This window comes from Aquimarina mytili (genome assembly GCF_016735115.1).
Taxonomy (GTDB): Bacteria; Bacteroidota; Bacteroidia; order Flavobacteriales; family Flavobacteriaceae; genus Aquimarina; species Aquimarina mytili.
Genome location: NZ_JAERQJ010000006.1, coordinates 299,434 through 316,194, shown reverse-complemented (window position 1 = coordinate 316,194; position 16,761 = coordinate 299,434). Strand labels below are relative to the sequence as shown.

14 protein-coding genes are annotated in these 16,761 nt (G+C 33.6%); 4 read left to right on the top strand and 10 right to left on the bottom strand.

Translation table 11 applies throughout. From position 1 onward, the window contains the following. The first annotated feature begins 136 nt into the window (after window positions 1-136). A complete protein-coding gene (locus JJQ60_RS15980; protein WP_201922502.1) occupies window positions 137-3,583 on the top strand; it encodes a starch-binding protein in 3,447 nt (1,148 codons plus the stop codon). A 71-nt stretch (window positions 3,584-3,654) separates the two neighbouring features. Here the strand turns inward: JJQ60_RS15980 and mazG are convergent, their stop codons facing one another. The 9 genes from mazG to ruvX form a co-directional block, all read right to left on the bottom strand. Next, complete coding sequence (mazG, locus tag JJQ60_RS15975) at window positions 3,655-4,428, bottom strand: nucleoside triphosphate pyrophosphohydrolase (RefSeq protein WP_201922499.1); 774 nt, start codon at window positions 4,426-4,428, stop codon at window positions 3,655-3,657. A gap of 9 nt (window positions 4,429-4,437) precedes the next feature. After that, complete coding sequence (locus JJQ60_RS15970; RefSeq protein ID WP_201922496.1) at window positions 4,438-5,382, bottom strand: NAD(P)H-dependent flavin oxidoreductase; 945 nt, start codon at window positions 5,380-5,382, stop codon at window positions 4,438-4,440. Window positions 5,383-5,474: 92 nt separating this feature from the next. Next, window positions 5,475-6,662: a tRNA 2-thiouridine(34) synthase MnmA gene (gene mnmA, locus JJQ60_RS15965; RefSeq protein ID WP_201922479.1), complete on the bottom strand. Its 1,188-nt coding sequence runs from the start codon at window positions 6,660-6,662 to the stop codon at window positions 5,475-5,477. Window positions 6,663-6,766: 104 nt separating this feature from the next. After that, a complete protein-coding gene (locus JJQ60_RS15960; protein WP_201922477.1) occupies window positions 6,767-7,459 on the bottom strand; it encodes a toxin-antitoxin system YwqK family antitoxin in 693 nt (230 codons plus the stop codon). Between the two features lie 142 nt (window positions 7,460-7,601). Next, window positions 7,602-9,491, bottom strand: a complete 1,890-nt coding sequence (gene yidC, locus JJQ60_RS15955) for a membrane protein insertase YidC (protein ID WP_201922474.1) — start codon at window positions 9,489-9,491, stop codon at window positions 7,602-7,604. A gap of 93 nt (window positions 9,492-9,584) precedes the next feature. Then, window positions 9,585-11,225: a CTP synthase gene (locus JJQ60_RS15950; protein WP_201922472.1), complete on the bottom strand. Its 1,641-nt coding sequence runs from the start codon at window positions 11,223-11,225 to the stop codon at window positions 9,585-9,587. Window positions 11,226-11,469: 244 nt separating this feature from the next. After that, the gene (locus tag JJQ60_RS15945) at window positions 11,470-11,889 is read right to left on the bottom strand and encodes a DUF5606 family protein (protein ID WP_201922470.1); all 420 of its coding nucleotides are present in this window, start codon (window positions 11,887-11,889) and stop codon (window positions 11,470-11,472) included. A gap of 76 nt (window positions 11,890-11,965) precedes the next feature. Continuing rightward, a complete protein-coding gene (gene def, locus JJQ60_RS15940) occupies window positions 11,966-12,556 on the bottom strand; it encodes a peptide deformylase (RefSeq protein WP_201922466.1) in 591 nt (196 codons plus the stop codon). A 23-nt stretch (window positions 12,557-12,579) separates the two neighbouring features. Then, window positions 12,580-12,990, bottom strand: coding sequence for a Holliday junction resolvase RuvX (gene ruvX / locus JJQ60_RS15935; RefSeq protein ID WP_201922463.1), 411 nt, complete (start codon window positions 12,988-12,990; stop codon window positions 12,580-12,582). 128 nt (window positions 12,991-13,118) lie between these two features. Between ruvX and JJQ60_RS15930 the strand changes: the two genes are divergently transcribed. From JJQ60_RS15930 to JJQ60_RS15920, 3 genes are all read left to right on the top strand, one after another. Next, a complete protein-coding gene (locus JJQ60_RS15930; protein ID WP_201922460.1) occupies window positions 13,119-13,934 on the top strand; it encodes a 2,3,4,5-tetrahydropyridine-2,6-dicarboxylate N-succinyltransferase in 816 nt (271 codons plus the stop codon). A gap of 71 nt (window positions 13,935-14,005) precedes the next feature. Next, window positions 14,006-15,070, top strand: a complete 1,065-nt coding sequence (locus JJQ60_RS15925; RefSeq protein ID WP_201922457.1) for a glycosyltransferase family 9 protein — start codon at window positions 14,006-14,008, stop codon at window positions 15,068-15,070. A 151-nt stretch (window positions 15,071-15,221) separates the two neighbouring features. Then, window positions 15,222-15,989 (top strand): glycosyltransferase family 2 protein, encoded by a 768-nt coding sequence (locus JJQ60_RS15920; protein WP_201922454.1) that lies wholly within the window; start codon window positions 15,222-15,224, stop codon window positions 15,987-15,989. Here the strand turns inward: JJQ60_RS15920 and JJQ60_RS15915 are convergent. After that, window positions 15,964-16,761 (bottom strand): Kdo domain containing protein, encoded by a 798-nt coding sequence (locus JJQ60_RS15915; protein WP_236669148.1) that lies wholly within the window; start codon window positions 16,759-16,761, stop codon window positions 15,964-15,966. The two genes, JJQ60_RS15920 and JJQ60_RS15915, sit on opposite strands and share 26 nt — an antisense overlap.

The window sequence follows — 16,761 nt, the reverse complement described above, 5'->3', positions numbered from 1 at the left end:
TTACCTAAATTGCATTATCACCAAAAAAAATATTAAAAAATTGAATTATACGTAAGTATAAAACCATTTTATTCACACAATCTCAATTTAATTGCTTCGTGTTTTATTTAAAATACGGCGACGCAAGTTTACACACATGAAAAAATTACTACTCAGCATATTCGGAATCATAAGTACGGGTATTTTATCGCTTAATCCATTATCCATCTATAGTCAGACTGATTTTAGAGAAGAAACTATTTATTTTTTAATGACTACACGTTTTTTTGACGGTGATCCCTCTAACAATGCTCCAACAGAATGGTCTTCTTACAACGCTGATCCATCTATAAATCCAACCATCACAGACCCTAATGATGTTACATGGAGAGGCGACTTTAAAGGCTTAATACAAAAATTAGATTACATCAAAGATCTTGGGTTTACTGCAATCTGGATTACTCCAATTGTGCACAATCGTAGTCCATTAGATTATCATGGTTATCATGCTTGGGATTTTACTAAAGTAGATCCAAGATTAGAATCTCCAGGAGCTACTTTTCAAGACTTGATAAATGAAATTCATTCTCGCGACATGAAAATTGTTCTGGATATTGTTACAAATCACTCAGGCCGATTTGGTATAAAAGATGTAGCAGAAATAAAATACAACACTGATCCTACTGCGCCTTGGTATGCTCCTGATAATCCAAATTGGGAATATGATGGATTAACCCCTAATCCTGAGGATAACCTAATTTGGAGCAGGGCTAATCTTCCAAAAATGCCTGCTCCGTATAATGAAAATTTGGCTGCTTTTAATTTCCCAAGTAAAGAAAATTATGTTGACACCTCAGACCCTGACTGGTACCATCATTCTGGTAATGGTTTTGCTCAAGGGTTTGATGATATAGAAAATTTACAAAATCGTGCTTTGGCTGGAGATACTCCAGACCTTAACACAGGAAGTCAAGTCGTTCGAGACTATCTCGTTGATGCATATACAACTTTTATAAATATGGGTGTTGATGCTTTTAGATGGGATACTGTCAAACACATGAGCAAAGAAGACATACTGTATTTTTATGATGCTTTTAAAGCGGTAAACCCTGACTTATTTATTTTTGGTGAAGTAGCTCAAAAACGCCATGAATTACATCCTGTTGATGAAATCAATCCGCATTACTATACTTGGAGAGGAGCTGTAAACAATTCAGATCCTGTAGATCTTGCCGTAATAGACTTTTTTGCTGAAGCTACGTTTCATGGAACTTTTGAAGAAGGACAATCTTTTTCTACGGTAAAAGCTGCATCCAGATATGATAATCTGTATAGTGATCCTTCTACATTAGTAACTTGGTTAGACAATCATGATTTCGGCCCTAACAATGACTGGAATAGACGCTATGGTGGGTCAGATGAAAACCTCGCTGCTTGTATGAATTTTATGTTTACTTGGCGTGGAATTCCAACCGTGTATTATGGTACCGAAATGCGCTTTAAAGCAGGAGAATTTGCTGATATTCATGATGCATCAGGTATAGAAAGATCAATCAATGAAACTGGTAGAGCGTATTACGGAGATGTTATTGATCAGGCTTCAAATCATAAAATATATCAACATATAAAAAAATTAAATGCCATTCGTCGAGCTGTTCCTGCATTGCAAAAAGGTGCCTGGAGTTGGAAAGACGCCCCTGGAAATGCAGTAGCATATCGCAGAACATTTCAAAATAGCGAAGTGGCTGTAGGACTTGCAAAAGATGGGAATGCTTCATTCTCTATTTCAGGGATGACAAATGGGATCTATAGAGATGCTGTGACTGGCAGAGAAATTGCAGTTACAAATGGTTCTCTAAATTTTAATGTCACTTCTGGTTCTGCTGGTATTTATGTACTTAATGGTCCAGGATTAATCGGAGGTTGTGGTAGCGGATTTTTTGAAAATTGTGTCAATGGACCTTCAAATCCTATTGCCATAATAAACCCTAACAATAATCAGTCTGAAAATCCAATTCAGATCTTTATGGAAGGTACAGGAGGAGCTGGATCACCATATGAAATCTATTACACAACAAATGGTTCAACTCCAAATACCTCAAGTACGAGATACGGCACCTCTTTTACGATAACTGAATCCACAACAATAAAAGCTATTGCCTATGATAAAGATGGTACTGCTTCAGAAGTTTCTACAAAAAACTATAATATAGGCCCTATAGAAGGTTTACGTATATATTTCAAGAAACCAAGCAGCTGGTCCCAAGTAAATGTCCATTATTGGAACGAATCTCCCGATGTATTACCGTCAAGCAATTGGCCCGGTCCACAAATGACAAAAATTGATAATACAGAGTGGTATAAATACATTTTTGAAGGTGTTGAAAGCATTAATCTGTTATTTAGCGACAATGGCAGTAATAAAACCCCTGACCTTTCTAGAAATAGAGATGGATGGTATGAAGACGGAATTTGGTATGACACTCAACCTGGTGGAAATACAAATACTCCTCCTACTCTTGCCATGTCTCCTGATGGAGGCTCTTTTTCCGAAGGTGATACTGTATCGGTATCACTAAGTGCGAGTGATGATAATCCGTCAGGAGTACTAATCTATTACACGCTTAATGGGGATCAACCAACAAATACATCAAACTTATATAGTTCATCAATTACATTAACTGAAAATACTACAGTTAAGGCAATTGCTTATGACTCTGAAGGGTTAAGTTCCAATGTGATTAGTAATACTTTTACCTTTTCAACTTCGACAGGTTCTATGACAATATATTATAAAGGTCCAATATCTAATCCTAATTTATATTATTGGGATACAACCCCAGTGAACACATCAACTAATTGGCCAGGAATATCAATGATAGATGCTGGTAACGGTTGGTATAAACACACCTTTACTGATGTAAACTGTACAAACTTAATCTTTAGTGCTAACGGAACCAACCAAACCCAGGATCTAAATAGATGTGGAGATGGGTGGTATTACAATGGCACATGGTATGATAACAATCCTGAACAATCGCAAGAATTAACCGTATATTTTAAATCCGACTCTTATACATCGCCAGAAATATACTTCTGGGATGTTACTCCTTCTAATCTAACGACCACTTGGCCAGGAGAATCCATGACAGAAGCCACAGATGGATGGTATCGTTATACGTTTACAAACACTACCTGTGCTAATCTTATTTTTAGTGATAATGGATCTTCAAAAACACCTGATCTTAATCGGTGTACAAATGGATGGTATTATAATGGTATTTGGTATGATAGTAACCCAGATGTTGCCAGATCTGCCAGCAATTCGGAAAGTGATATTTCAATTTCCAAAACGTTAATTTTCCCTAATCCGATAACAGAGAACTCCACTATACTTTGGTATACCGAAAAAAATAATAGTAAAGTGCGCATAGAAATTACAAATCTTTATGGAGCAACAAACACTATTTATGAAGACATTATCGATAAAGGTGAACATTCTCTTACCTTAGATAAGGCTACTTGGCTGAAGGCTTCAGGTATTTATTTTTGTAGAATTACAATAAACGGCAATACTCAAATCAAAAAAATAATCAAAAACTAAAGAATCGCCCCTTGATTATATATTCCAGGTTGCCCATTATACACCAAGTATTGATGGGCAACTTTTTATAATTACATTTTTTTTGCTTCTTCCCAGAAAACATCCATTTCAGAAAGGGTCATATCCTTTAGGCTTTTATTATTTTCTCTCGCTTTACTTTCCAGATACTGAAACCGTTTGATAAACTTTTTATTAGTACGCTCTAATGCATCTTCAGGATTAACGTTAAGAAAACGCGCATAATTAATCATTGAAAAAAGAACATCTCCAAATTCAGATTCTATTTTATCCTGATCTTGAACTTTGATTTCGTGCTGTAATTCTTCGAGCTCCTCTTTGAGTTTTTCAAATACCTGATGAGGCTCTTCCCAATCAAAACCTACACCAGCTACTTTATCCTGAATTCTACTGGCTTTAACTAACGCCGGAAGTGATTTTGGAACACCCTCTAAAACACTTTTCTTGCCTTCCTTTAATTTTAGATTTTCCCAATTACGTTTTACATCATCTTCATTGGGCACTTCTATATCTCCATATATATGAGGATGCCTATTGATAAGTTTTTCACAGATTTCGTTTGTTACATCTGCTATATCAAAATCCTTAGTTTCGCTTCCTATCTTGGCATAAAAAACAATATGCAATAGCAAATCACCTAATTCTTTTTTTACTTCATCCAAATCATTATCAAGAATTGCATCACCAAGTTCATATGTTTCTTCTATAGTAAGATGCCTTAAAGACTGTAATGTTTGCTTTTTATCCCAAGGACATTGCTCACGCAATTCGTCCATAATGGTTAATAATCTGTCAAAAGCTTTGAGCTGTTCTTTTCTAGAATTCATATGTAAGGTTTATATAGAAACTTGTCCCATTTTACTTTGAGTAGCTTTAAATTCATCAACCATATCTTTTATGATCAAGGCCGCTGGTTTGATATCATGAATTAATCCAGACACTTGTCCTATCTCTAGTTCGCCTTCATCAAGATCACCTTCAAACATACCTCGCTTTGCTCTAGCCCGTCCCAGTAAATCTTTGAGTTCATCAACAGAGGGACCTTTTGAATATAATGTTGCTACATCATGATAGAATTTATTTTTGAGCATTCGAACAGGTGCTAGTTCTTTTAAAGTAAGGTGTGTATCCCCTTCTTTTGCATCTACAACCATTTTCTTAAAATCCCTATGTGATGATGCTTCATCACTGGCAACAAAACGGCTCCCCACCTGTACCCCATCAGCTCCAAGGGCCATAACTGCAAACATGGATGCCCCTGTTGCAATACCTCCGGCAGCAATCAGTGGGATATTTATTTTTTCTTTCACCATAGGAATTAAAGCCAATGTGGTGGTTTCATCTCTACCATTATGCCCGCCAGCCTCAAAACCTTCTGCTACCACAGCATCAACTCCTGCGTCTTGTGCTTTTAAAGCAAATTTAAGGCTGCTCACTACATGCACTACAGTGATATCATGCTCTTTTAGATACGCTGTATATGTTTTTGGATTCCCGGCAGAGGTAAACACTATCTTGACCCCTTCTTCGATGATAATTTGTATAATTTCTTCTAGATTAGGGTACAACATCGGGATGTTTACTCCAAACGGTTTGTCTGTTGCTTTTTTGCATTTCTGAATATGCTCTCTCAATACATCTGGATACATAGATCCAGACCCAATGAGTCCTAATCCTCCTGCATTGCTAACTGCACTTGCAAGTTTCCAGCCGCTTGTCCATATCATACCCCCTTGAATAATTGGATATTGTATATTAAATAGATCTTTAATCGTATTCATTACTATAGTGTTTTAAGACCCCACAGGAATACCAGATTTGATCTGGTATTCCTGTGGGGTCTTTTATAATTAAATTTATTGTTGATCACAAGTTACGAAATCACTCCAGATCCAACTAATTCTTCATCAAGGTACCAGGCAACAAATTGTCCTTCGGTTATTGCACTCTGGCCATTTTCAAAAACAACATACATCCCACCATCGACTTGGTATAATGTTGCCTTTTCTAAAGGTTGTCTGTATCGAATCCTAGCCATTACTTCAAGCTCTTCATCAATATTAAGTTTTAAATCATCTCTAACCCAATGTAATTCTTCATTAGTGATAAATAAAGCTTTACGGTAAAGGCCTGGATGATTTTTACCTTGGCCCGTATAAATTGTATTCGTTTCGACATCTGTTTCTATAACAAAAAGTGGTTCTGGTGTACCACCAACGGCCAAACCTTTTCGTTGTCCTTTGGTGTAATAGTGTGCTCCCTGATGCTTACCTACTACTTTTCCTTCATTTACATCATATTGGTATTTTGTAGAAAGAAATTCTAATTCTTCTCTTTTAGATGAAAATGTTGGTATTTCACGCAAATATTTATCTTCAGAAGATGGTATTTCAATAATATCTCCTTGTTTTGGTTGTAATTTTTGCTGAAGAAACTCTGGTAAACGAACCTTTCCTATGAAGCACAGTCCTTGAGAATCTTTTTTATCTGCAGTCACTAAATCTTGCGCTGCAGCAATTTCTCGAACTTCCGGTTTTAGTAATTCTCCAACCGGGAACAAGGTTTTAGCCAACTGATCTTGTGATAATTGACATAAAAAGTATGATTGATCTTTATTAGGATCTTTACCTGCTAATAAACGATGTACTTCTTGTCCATTTTTTATTATAGTATCTTTTCTGCAATAATGTCCTGTAGCAACATAATCTGCTCCAAGAGACAGTGCAATCTTTAGGAAAACGTCGAATTTAATTTCTCGATTACATAAGACATCTGGATTTGGTGTTCTTCCTTTTTCATATTCATTGAACATATAATCCACTATGCGCTCTTTATATTGCTCACTTAAGTCTACTGTTTGAAATGGTATTCCTAATTTTTCTGCCACCAGTAATGCATCATTACTATCATCTAACCATGGACATTCATCAGAAATGGTTACCGAATCATCATGCCAATTTTTCATAAACAATCCTATAACCTCATACCCTTGCTCTTTCAGCAAGTATGCGGCTACACTAGAATCAACTCCTCCTGATAATCCTACGATTACTCTCTTCATCAAAAAATGCTTTAATCTTTATAAATTTTATGCAAAAATAATAAATAAAAAAAGCAACGCTTACGCATTGCTTTATGGTTTTATCTATATATGTATTTTATAAATCAATTATTGGCTCCACTACGGCTTAAAGGAAATAGTTTTTGCTCCGATAATTTTCCGTTTTCGTAGTAATTCCAAATACTATCTTTGCGATCTCTCTTATAATTTCCTTCAATGATTAGCTCTCCTTTAGTATCATAATATTTGGTCATACCGTGTAACTGATCATTTTCGTATGTAAACTCTTTGATCTTAATTCCATCCTCAGAATACATAATTCTTTTTCCTTCTCTTTTACCTTCTACATAAGCATTCTTCTCTGTAAGTTGACCATTATCAAAATAAGTAAGTTGTTCTCCATGTAATTTCCCTGCTAGATAGTGCTCAGTCATCATAACTTTATTAGAATCATTATGATAATATTTCCACAACCCTTCACGATTTTTACCGATCATCTTACCCTCACTAATCACTTTTCCTTTCTTGGTAAAATACTTTACTATTACTGTATCATGATCTTTAGAAAATATTTTGGTAGCTGTAGGAGACGTTCCACTACTTGGTTTATAGAATTTAAACTCCCCTACTTCTTTTCCATGATCAAAACTTCCTTCATATCTAATTTGATCGGTATTTTCATATCGTTTACGCCATTTCCCATGTCTTTTCCCCTCGGCATCAAACTTGTTATACCCTTGGCCAAATACTAAAGAGCATGTAAAAATCAGAACACAAAACAAAAATGTACTTCGCATAGTTATATAATTTGGGACGTTATTTCAACGAATGTAATTTCCAAAAAGTATACCATTATTTGAAATTCAAAGTAATAAAACTAAAATTTAAAATACAAAAAAGCTCCTAAAAAGGAGCTTTTATTCTTAATATATAAAAAAATTACTTTCTTTTATTTGTCTTTTGCTGCTGCTCTGCTTGCTCCATAAGCTCTTTCATTTTTTTCTGAAATTTACCTTGCTTTTTAGGCTTCTTCTTATTTTCCTGAATTTTAGCATGGATTTTATCTTCATCAATAATTACATTTTTAATCACTAACATAATTCCTATAGTAATTAAATTTGAGATAAAGTAATATAATGATAATCCACTAGCATAATTATTAAAGAAGAATAGCATCATTAGTGGTGACAAATACATAATAAATTTCATATTTGGCATTCCGGGTTGTTGTGTTTGCATGGTCTGCCCTGTTGTCATCATCATATAGATAAATATCGCTACAGAAGCAAGTATTGGAAACAAACTAATATGATCTCCATAAAACGGGATTTCGAATGGTAGTTGTGCTATGGTATCATAACTTGATAAATCATCAGCCCATAAGAAACTTTTCTGTCTTAACTCGAACGCACTAGGAAAGAAATTAAACAAGGCATAAAAGACTGGAATTTGCATTAAAGCTGGTAAACATCCACTCATAGGATTTACTCCAGCTTTACCATAAAGAGCCATTGTTTCTTGCTGTCTCTTCATGGCATTATCTTTATGCTTTTCGTTAATTTCTGTAATCTCAGGGCGCAGAACTTTCATCTTTGCCTGTGATAAGTATGATTTATACGTAACAGGCGACAAAATAATACGAACAATAATTGTCATTATAATTATAGCAATACCATAAGGCAAAAAGCTACTTAAAAAAGTAAAAAACGGAATAAATAAATATCTATTTATTACCCCAAAAATCCCCCAACCTAAGGGTACAATTTCATCAAGGTTTCTTTTGTATGAATTCAATATTTTATAATCTGACGGTCCATAATACCAATCCATAGCATAATTAAGCTCTCCCCCCTGTAACTCTAAAGGCATGGTAGCAGAAAACTCTTTTGTTACTTTTATATCCTTGTCATCTAAGTCGCTAGAATTAGCTATATTTTTTGAAGTAAAAGCAGCTGTCTTAAATGGTATATCTGTTAATAGTATTGAGGTAAAGAAATGCTGCTCAAAAGCAATCCAGGTAACATCTTGTTCTTCGTCATCTGTAAATTCTCCTTGCCCGAGATAGTCATCTTTTCCTCCATCATACTCATAAGACAATTCTGTATAGCGATTTTCGTAAGAAGCACTCTTTGCATGCCTCATTCCTTGAAGTTTCCAATCTAAATTAATAGTTTGACTGCTATTAATCACTTGCTGCAACCCTTGTGATCGAATGGTGAAATCTACCATATAATCATTTGGTTTTAACTCATACCTATATTCTAAAAACTGAGAATCTGAAGCTTTAAGCCTCATGGAAAGGATTGTATTATCTCCATTCTTAGTAACTTTTGGTTCAAAAAACAGGTCTTTGGTATTTAGAATTCTATTATCTGTTGTACCAAAATTTATATTTAAAGATGCATTTTTACCATCCTTAATCAAATATACAGGAACAGAATCATAGGTTTTGAAGTTTTTTAATAAAGCTTCAGAAATATACCCTCCTCTATTATTAATCTTAAGGCTTAATACTTCATTTTCTATCTTTGTATATTGATCTTTGGCCGAAGGCAAACTTGCTGAATAAGCAAATGCACCAAGTTGTGATTTAGCATTTACGACTGCTAAAGAATCTTGTGGGTTAACAACAATAGGCTGGCTTTCTGTAACAAAATCTGAAGTCTTTTTTTCTTCGGTCTTTTTTTCTGTTTCAACTTGCTCTTGTTTGGCTTTCTCTGCTTCAATTTCTTCTGGAGTAGGTTGATTTAGATAGAACATCCAAACGATGATTCCAAAAATAAGTGCAAATCCAATTATCGAATTAAGGTCAAATTTTTTTTCTTCCATTTACTATATGTATAAAAAGCCTTTATCTGATGACTCAGAAAGGCTTTAGAAATTATTTATGTATTATCTCAATGTCAATTACCTAGCCAATTACTATCTCTGTGACACTTTGGCACTTTTATTATTTTTTGAGTACTCTACAGCTGCTTTCACAAAGGCTATGAACAATGGATGTGGATTCGCAACGGTACTTTTATATTCTGGATGGTACTGCACACCAACAAACCAAGGGTGATCAGGAATTTCAATAATTTCTACTAAGCCAGTTTTAGGATTTATTCCAGTAGTTTTTAAACCTGCTCCCTCTAGTTGGTCCTTATAATTATTATTGTATTCGTACCTATGTCTATGACGTTCATCAATCAATTTTTCCTTATAGGCATCAAATACTTTACTATTTTCAATAAGTTCACAATCCCAGGTACCTAATCGCATTGTCCCTCCCATATCCGTAATATTTTTCTGCTCTTCCATTAAATCAATAACAGGATGTGGTGTATTCTGATCAACTTCTGCAGAACATGCATCTTTAAGTCCTAAAACATTGCGAGAGTATTCTATCACTGCCATTTGCATTCCCAGACAAATACCAAAGAATGGCAATTTATGTTCTCTGGCGAACTGCACAGCCTTTATTTTTCCTTCTATTCCTCTCTCACCAAATCCAGGTGCAACAAGCACTCCATCAAGGTGTGCGATCTTTTTTTCAATAGTTTCATCATCAATATACTCAGAATGTATACTAACAACATTTACTTTTACTTCATTTTCTGCACCAGCATGAATAAATGCCTCAAGAATAGATTTATACGAATCTTGCAATTCAACGTACTTACCTATTAACCCAATCGTCACTTCACATTTTGGGTTTTTGTGACGTTTTAAAAAGTTATTCCAGTTTTCTAAATCAGGTACATTATCATCTCTGAGTACTAATTGCTTCAATACAACAGCATCAAGTCCTTCTTCTAACATCAAATTAGGCACATCATAGATCGTTGATGCATCTATGGATTGAATTACGGCTTCTTGTTTCACATTACAAAACAATGCCAATTTTCTGCGTAAATCATCTGATAGTTCGTGCTCAGTTCTGCATACCAAGATATCTGCCTTAATCCCGCTTTCCATCAATGTTTTTACACTATGCTGAGTTGGCTTTGTTTTTAATTCGCCAGCAGCAGAAAGATATGGAATCAATGTTAAATGGATCACCAATGCATTTGTGTCTCCTAACTCCCATTTTAATTGTCGAACTGCTTCTATATAAGGTAATGATTCTATATCACCTACCGTTCCTCCAATTTCAGTTATTACAATATCATAGTTACCGCTTTTTCCTAAAATCTGAATTCTCTCTTTAATCTCATTAGTAATATGAGGAACTACTTGTACTGTTTTTCCTAAAAATTCTCCTCGACGTTCTTTTTCAATAACACTCTGATAAATTCTACCTGTAGTAACATTATTAGCTTGCGAAGTTGGAGTATTTAAAAAACGTTCATAGTGTCCAAGATCAAGATCGGTCTCTGCTCCATCATCAGTTACATAGCATTCACCGTGTTCATAAGGGTTTAGGGTTCCCGGATCAACATTAATATATGGGTCTAACTTTTGAATAGTAACCCTGTATCCCCTTGCTTGTAGTAGTTTTGCCAAAGAAGCTGCTATAATTCCTTTTCCTAAGGAAGAAGAAACACCTCCTGTAACAAAAACATATTTGGTATTAGCCATGTAAACTAAATATTTGTAAGGTTGTATTAAATTTTGCGCAAAAATACAAAGAACTCATGAATTGATACATTGAAAATCAAGCAATATTTGTTCAATTTACACACATTCTTTTAATAGTTTTAAAAACTTAGAACCAATATCGCTTTCAAAAAATGAATTATACGGACGTTGATTTCTTTGTTTCCATAAAAAAAGAGAATCCGGTAATCCCGAGATTCTCTTTTTTCATACAATAGTATTTTTACTATTCTTCCTCCTCTGAAGAATTCTCTTCTTTTTCAGAAAAATCGGTTATCCCTTTAGATTGTAATATATTATACCATTGTATTACTTTTTTCATATCACTTACATACACTCTATCCTCATCATAGTCTGGTAATATCTCACTAAAGTAGCTTTCTAGTTTGTTTTTGGATTCTTTATGACTAATGGCTTGTTCTCCATTTTCTTTTTCTTGAATCTTTTCAAAAATCTCTCTTAAAGGAACTTCTTCAGTAAATGTATAAATTGCAATTTCACTAAGCACACTAACATTATGTCTAATGCTAACTGATAGTCTTTTACCATCTATTAAAGACTCTGCCAAAAAACCACTTCTGGTTTGTGTTTTCAATTCGTATAACCCAGGTTTACCTGAAATTGCTAATATTTTATCTAAGCTCATATTTTTTCGTTTCAAAGTTGGCAAATATCTGTAGTTCGTTTCAAAAAATCAAACATTGACCAACATAAAAATTTAATTATCTACCCTTTTTTGCTAAAGGAAAACGCATTCGATAATCAGCACTAATTTTTCCTTTAGAAATATTGGCTAGTTTTCCTTTTATTAAACGTTTTTTTAGGCTTGAAAGTTTATCTGTGAATAAAATCCCTTCGATATGATCATACTCATGTTGTATTACTCTAGCTGCTAAACCACTATATATTTCTGTATGTTCTACAAAGTTTTCATCAAAATAATTAATCTTGATGGTTTCATTACGAAATACATCTTCACGAATATCAGGTATACTAAGGCAACCTTCAGTAAAAGCCCATTCTTCTCCGGTTTCTTCAAGAATGGTTGCATTGATAAACACTTTTTTAAAACCCTTTAATTGATCTGCTTCATTATCTGATAATTCATCATCCTCAGAAAAAGGCTCTGTATCTACCAAAAACAATCGAATGGGAATGCCAATCTGTGGAGCTGCCAACCCTACACCATGAGCTGCATACATGGTTTCAAACATGTTTTCTAGCAACTCTTCTAATTTAGGATAATCTTTTGCAATCTCCTTTGCTTTTTTCTTTAATACCGGGTCTCCGTATGCTACAATAGGAAGTATCATATATTTTATTACTATTTCTTTTTTTATTGATTATACAAGTAATCTTGTAAAATTATGGTGGCGCTAATTTGATCAACTAATGCTTTATCCCTTCTTCTCTTTTTTGAAATCCTACTTGCCAACATGGTGTCAAAAGCTATCTTAGAGGTAAAGCGCTCATCTATTCTCTTTACTGGAATATTGGGAAGCATATTATTTAATTTTTCCAAAAAAGGTCGAATCAACTTTTCACTTTCTGAAGGTTCTCCATGCAATCTTTTGGGTTCTCCAACTACAAAAAGCTCAACCTCTTCATTAGACACATAGTCTTTTAACCAAGATAACACATTCTTGGTATCAACAGTAGTCAATCCCGAAGCGATAATTTGAGACTCATCAGTCACTGCAATACCACAACGCTTACCTCCATAATCTATTGCCAATATTCTAGCCATCTACATATTTTGTGCAAAAATATGATATTATGACAAATAAACACCTTATTTATTAATGGTTTCCTAAAATACATTAAATCGATATGTTTTTTGAGTTAAGCTATTATCTTTACCAAAATTTTTGATCAATGAACCAACTAAAAGAAACCATAGAGAAAGCTTGGGATAATAGAGAGCTTTTAAAAGAGCAAAATACTCAAGATGCAATTAGAAAAATAGTTAGTATGTTAGACACTGGTGAACTGCGTGTTGCAGAACCTGTTGATGGTGGATGGCAAGTAAACGAATGGGTAAAAAAAGGGGTTGTTTTGTACTTTCCTATTCAAAAAATGGAAACTCTGGAAGCAGGAATTTTTGAATATCATGATAAAATCCCATTAAAAAGAGGATATGAGGCTAAAGGAATTCGTGTAGTTCCTAATGCAGTAGCACGTCATGGTGCATATATTTCTTCTGGAACTATTTTAATGCCAAGTTATATAAATATTGGTGCATATGTAGATGAAGGAACAATGGTAGATACATGGGCAACTGTGGGTAGCTGTGCACAAATTGGAAAAAACGTACATTTGAGTGGTGGAGTTGGTATTGGAGGCGTATTAGAGCCATTACAAGCTGCACCTGTTATCATTGAAGATAGCGCATTTATAGGATCTCGTTGTATTGTAGTAGAAGGTGTACGTGTAGAAAAAGAAGCCGTACTTGGAGCTAATGTAGTATTAACCGCTTCTACAAAGATAATCGACGTTACTGGAGATACACCTGTAGAAAGAAAAGGAGTAGTTCCCGCTAGATCAGTAGTAATTCCTGGTAGTTACACTAAGAAATTTGCTGCTGGAGAATATAATGTTCCATGTGCTTTGATTATTGGAAAACGTAAAGAAAGTACCGATAAGAAAACCTCGCTTAACGACGCACTTCGTGAATACGATGTTGCCGTTTAATTGAAGAAAAAACAAATACCAGGGCTTGCCTTAAACAAAAAAACAAGTTCTGGTATTTTGATCAATAGTTTATGAAAATACTAGTTATTCAACAAAAAATGATTGGTGATGTTCTCACAAGTACAGTTATTTGTGAAACTTTAAAAAAAGAATATCCCAATGCTACTATTGATTATTTAATTAACACCAACACCATACCCGTAGTAAAAAATAGCCTTGCTTTTGATCATATCATAGAATTTAAACCAGAATATAGAGAAAGTAAAAAAGCTTTTTATAAATTCTTAAAAGAAATAAGAAAAAAGAGATATGATCTGGTTATTGATTCTTTTGGCAAATTAGAAAGTAATTTAATTACCTTATTTTCTCGAGCTCCAAAAAGGATTTCTTTTTACAAATGGTATACACAATTTTTTTACACCAAGGTTATACATAGAAAAAGCCAACCAATTACTAATGCCAGTACAGCTATAGAAAATAGATTGCGCCTGGTTCTTCCTGAGAATAGAATTGCTACAGAAATTTTAAGACCAAAAATAGTTCTTACTATTGAAGAAAAAGAAAAAGCTAAAGAGTTTTTAGAATCTAATGGTATTGAAACTAAAAAACCTATAATAATGATTAGTGTATTGGGAAGTGAAGCTATAAAAACACTTCCTTTTAAAGAAATGGCAAAAATAATTGATGAAATTGTTTCTGTGACTAAAGCCAGTATTCTTTTCAATTATATGCCTAATCAGGAAAAAGACGCTAAAGCAATTTATGATCTAACCTTTCCAAGTACCCAAAAAAATATATATTTTAATGTATATGCAAAGAGTTTAAGAGGATTTATTGCTATTCTATCCCATTGTGATATGTTGATAGGTAATGAAGGAGGTGCTGTTAACATGGCAAAAGCAATCGATGTGCCTTCTTTTACTATTTTCTCGCCATGGATTATTAAAAAAGATTGGAATATGTTTGAAGATGGAATTGAACATGACTCTATTCATTTAATAGATGTAAAACCAGAACTATATGGCAATACGTCTCCAAAAAAAATGAAAAAAGAAGCTTTGCATTTATATCAAGAGTTTTCTTCGGATCTAATTATCCCAAAACTCAGAAACTATTTAATTCAAACCATAGAATAGATGACATAAAAATACGTATAACACAGGGTTGATTCTGAAACTTTTAATTATATAAAAAATCTTTATAATTTGATTTTAGTTTCTAACAAAATATCAATCCCTCAAAAAATAACTATTTTTATATTTATAACCTGTAAAATTACACCAACTTATGATTAAGCTCTCTGGAGTTATTATTACCTATAATGAAGAAAGAAAAATCGAAGAATGTCTAGCGTCACTTCAAGGAGTAGTAGATGAAATTGTCGTTGTTGATTCTTTTTCGACTGATAAAACTGAAGAAATTTGTAAAAAATATGATGTCAAATTTGTAAAGCAGAAATTTCTAGGGTATAAAGAACAAAAGAACTTTGTTATAGAACAAGCTTCTTACGATCATATAGTTTCACTTGATGGTGATGAGGCCCTATCTCCTGAGCTTCAAAAATCTTTACTAGCATTAAAATCTAATTGGGTTCATGATGGATATTACATGAATCGCTATAATAATTTTTGCGGACAATGGATAAAACATTCTGATTGGTACCCCGATAAAAAATTGAGAGCTTTCAAAAAAGGAAAGGGAGAATGGAAAGGTATTAACCCTCATGATTCTTATAAACTATATAACCCTAAAAGTTCTGGAAAATTAAAAGGTGATATCTTACATTGGAACTATCCAACATACAGTGCTTACAATTCGCAAATCGAAAAGTTCTCAACAATATCGGCACATTCATATTACGAATTAGGAAAAAAAGCAACTCTATGGAAAATCTTATTTAATCCAACTTGGGCTTTCTTCAAAGCATATTTTCTCCGTTTAGGATTTCTTGATGGTTTAAATGGGTTTGTAATATGTGTTCAGACGGCCAACCTAACTTTTTTAAAGTATATCAAATTGAGAGAAATAATTAAATCGGAGACTCAGAAGGAATAGTTCTGTACTTTTTTTTCCAGAAAAATATTCTTTTTTTAATTCTTATTTTACGATAAAATCTATATTGAAATTCTCTTGTGTATTTCCACATGAGATCAAATATCATTTTTTCATCTTCTCCTGTACATTTAGCATATTCATTACTCATTACCTTAATCATTGATTCATGAATAGTAAGTTTAACAAAGTTCTTAATCCTTGTATCAAAATCCATTTTTCCAAATTGCATACGATTAAGGTCAACTAAATAAAATCTATACTCTTTTCCTTCTCTTTTAATTAAAGTATTACCGGGAGAATGATCTAAGAAATTAATCCCTTTCTCATGTAACTTATAAGTAAACCTAGTGAAAGCTCTAAGGATATTATCATAATCAGGAATAGAAAAATCAGTTGTTAGCTCTCTATAGGTTAAGTCACAATTTACCAACTCACTCACATAATAACTTCTTTTAAATAAAACCGGAGACATATAAAGATCATATGCTACCGGAAAAGGAGTATCAATACCTAAATCTAATAATTTATTTGCATAAGTATATGATCGCTCTGCTTTTGATTTCCTAAAAAACCGGTAAGCAATTTGATTAATGATATTAGGTACTTTAAACGATTTTATAGTATATTTTTTATCATCTACATCAACAATTTTAATCACATTTCTCTCTGCCTCTCCAAGCACATCATCATACCTGTCAAAGTTATGAATAGCATTCTTTATTTGCGGTTCAAAAACTGCCTGAGCAGGATGTATTACAAATTGGTTTTGCAT

Bases quoted from the DNA above. Each gene is read 5' to 3' on its own strand.
- JJQ60_RS15980 (WP_201922502.1), top strand. From the start codon at position 137: ATGAAAAAATTACTACTCAGCATATTCGGAATCATAAGTACGGGTATT.
- mazG (WP_201922499.1), bottom strand. From the start codon at position 4,428: ATGAATTCTAGAAAAGAACAGCTCAAAGCTTTTGACAGATTATTAACC.
- JJQ60_RS15970 (WP_201922496.1), bottom strand. From the start codon at position 5,382: ATGAATACGATTAAAGATCTATTTAATATACAATATCCAATTATTCAA.
- mnmA (WP_201922479.1), bottom strand. From the start codon at position 6,662: ATGAAGAGAGTAATCGTAGGATTATCAGGAGGAGTTGATTCTAGTGTA.
- JJQ60_RS15960 (WP_201922477.1), bottom strand. From the start codon at position 7,459: ATGCGAAGTACATTTTTGTTTTGTGTTCTGATTTTTACATGCTCTTTA.
- yidC (WP_201922474.1), bottom strand. From the start codon at position 9,491: ATGGAAGAAAAAAAATTTGACCTTAATTCGATAATTGGATTTGCACTT.
- JJQ60_RS15950 (WP_201922472.1), bottom strand. From the start codon at position 11,225: ATGGCTAATACCAAATATGTTTTTGTTACAGGAGGTGTTTCTTCTTCC.
- JJQ60_RS15945 (WP_201922470.1), bottom strand. From the start codon at position 11,889: ATGAGCTTAGATAAAATATTAGCAATTTCAGGTAAACCTGGGTTATAC.
- def (WP_201922466.1), bottom strand. From the start codon at position 12,556: ATGATACTTCCTATTGTAGCATACGGAGACCCGGTATTAAAGAAAAAA.
- ruvX (WP_201922463.1), bottom strand. From the start codon at position 12,990: ATGGCTAGAATATTGGCAATAGATTATGGAGGTAAGCGTTGTGGTATT.
- JJQ60_RS15930 (WP_201922460.1), top strand. From the start codon at position 13,119: ATGAACCAACTAAAAGAAACCATAGAGAAAGCTTGGGATAATAGAGAG.
- JJQ60_RS15925 (WP_201922457.1), top strand. From the start codon at position 14,006: ATGAAAATACTAGTTATTCAACAAAAAATGATTGGTGATGTTCTCACA.
- JJQ60_RS15920 (WP_201922454.1), top strand. From the start codon at position 15,222: ATGATTAAGCTCTCTGGAGTTATTATTACCTATAATGAAGAAAGAAAA.
- JJQ60_RS15915 (WP_236669148.1), bottom strand. From the start codon at position 16,761: ATGCAAAACCAATTTGTAATACATCCTGCTCAGGCAGTTTTTGAACCG.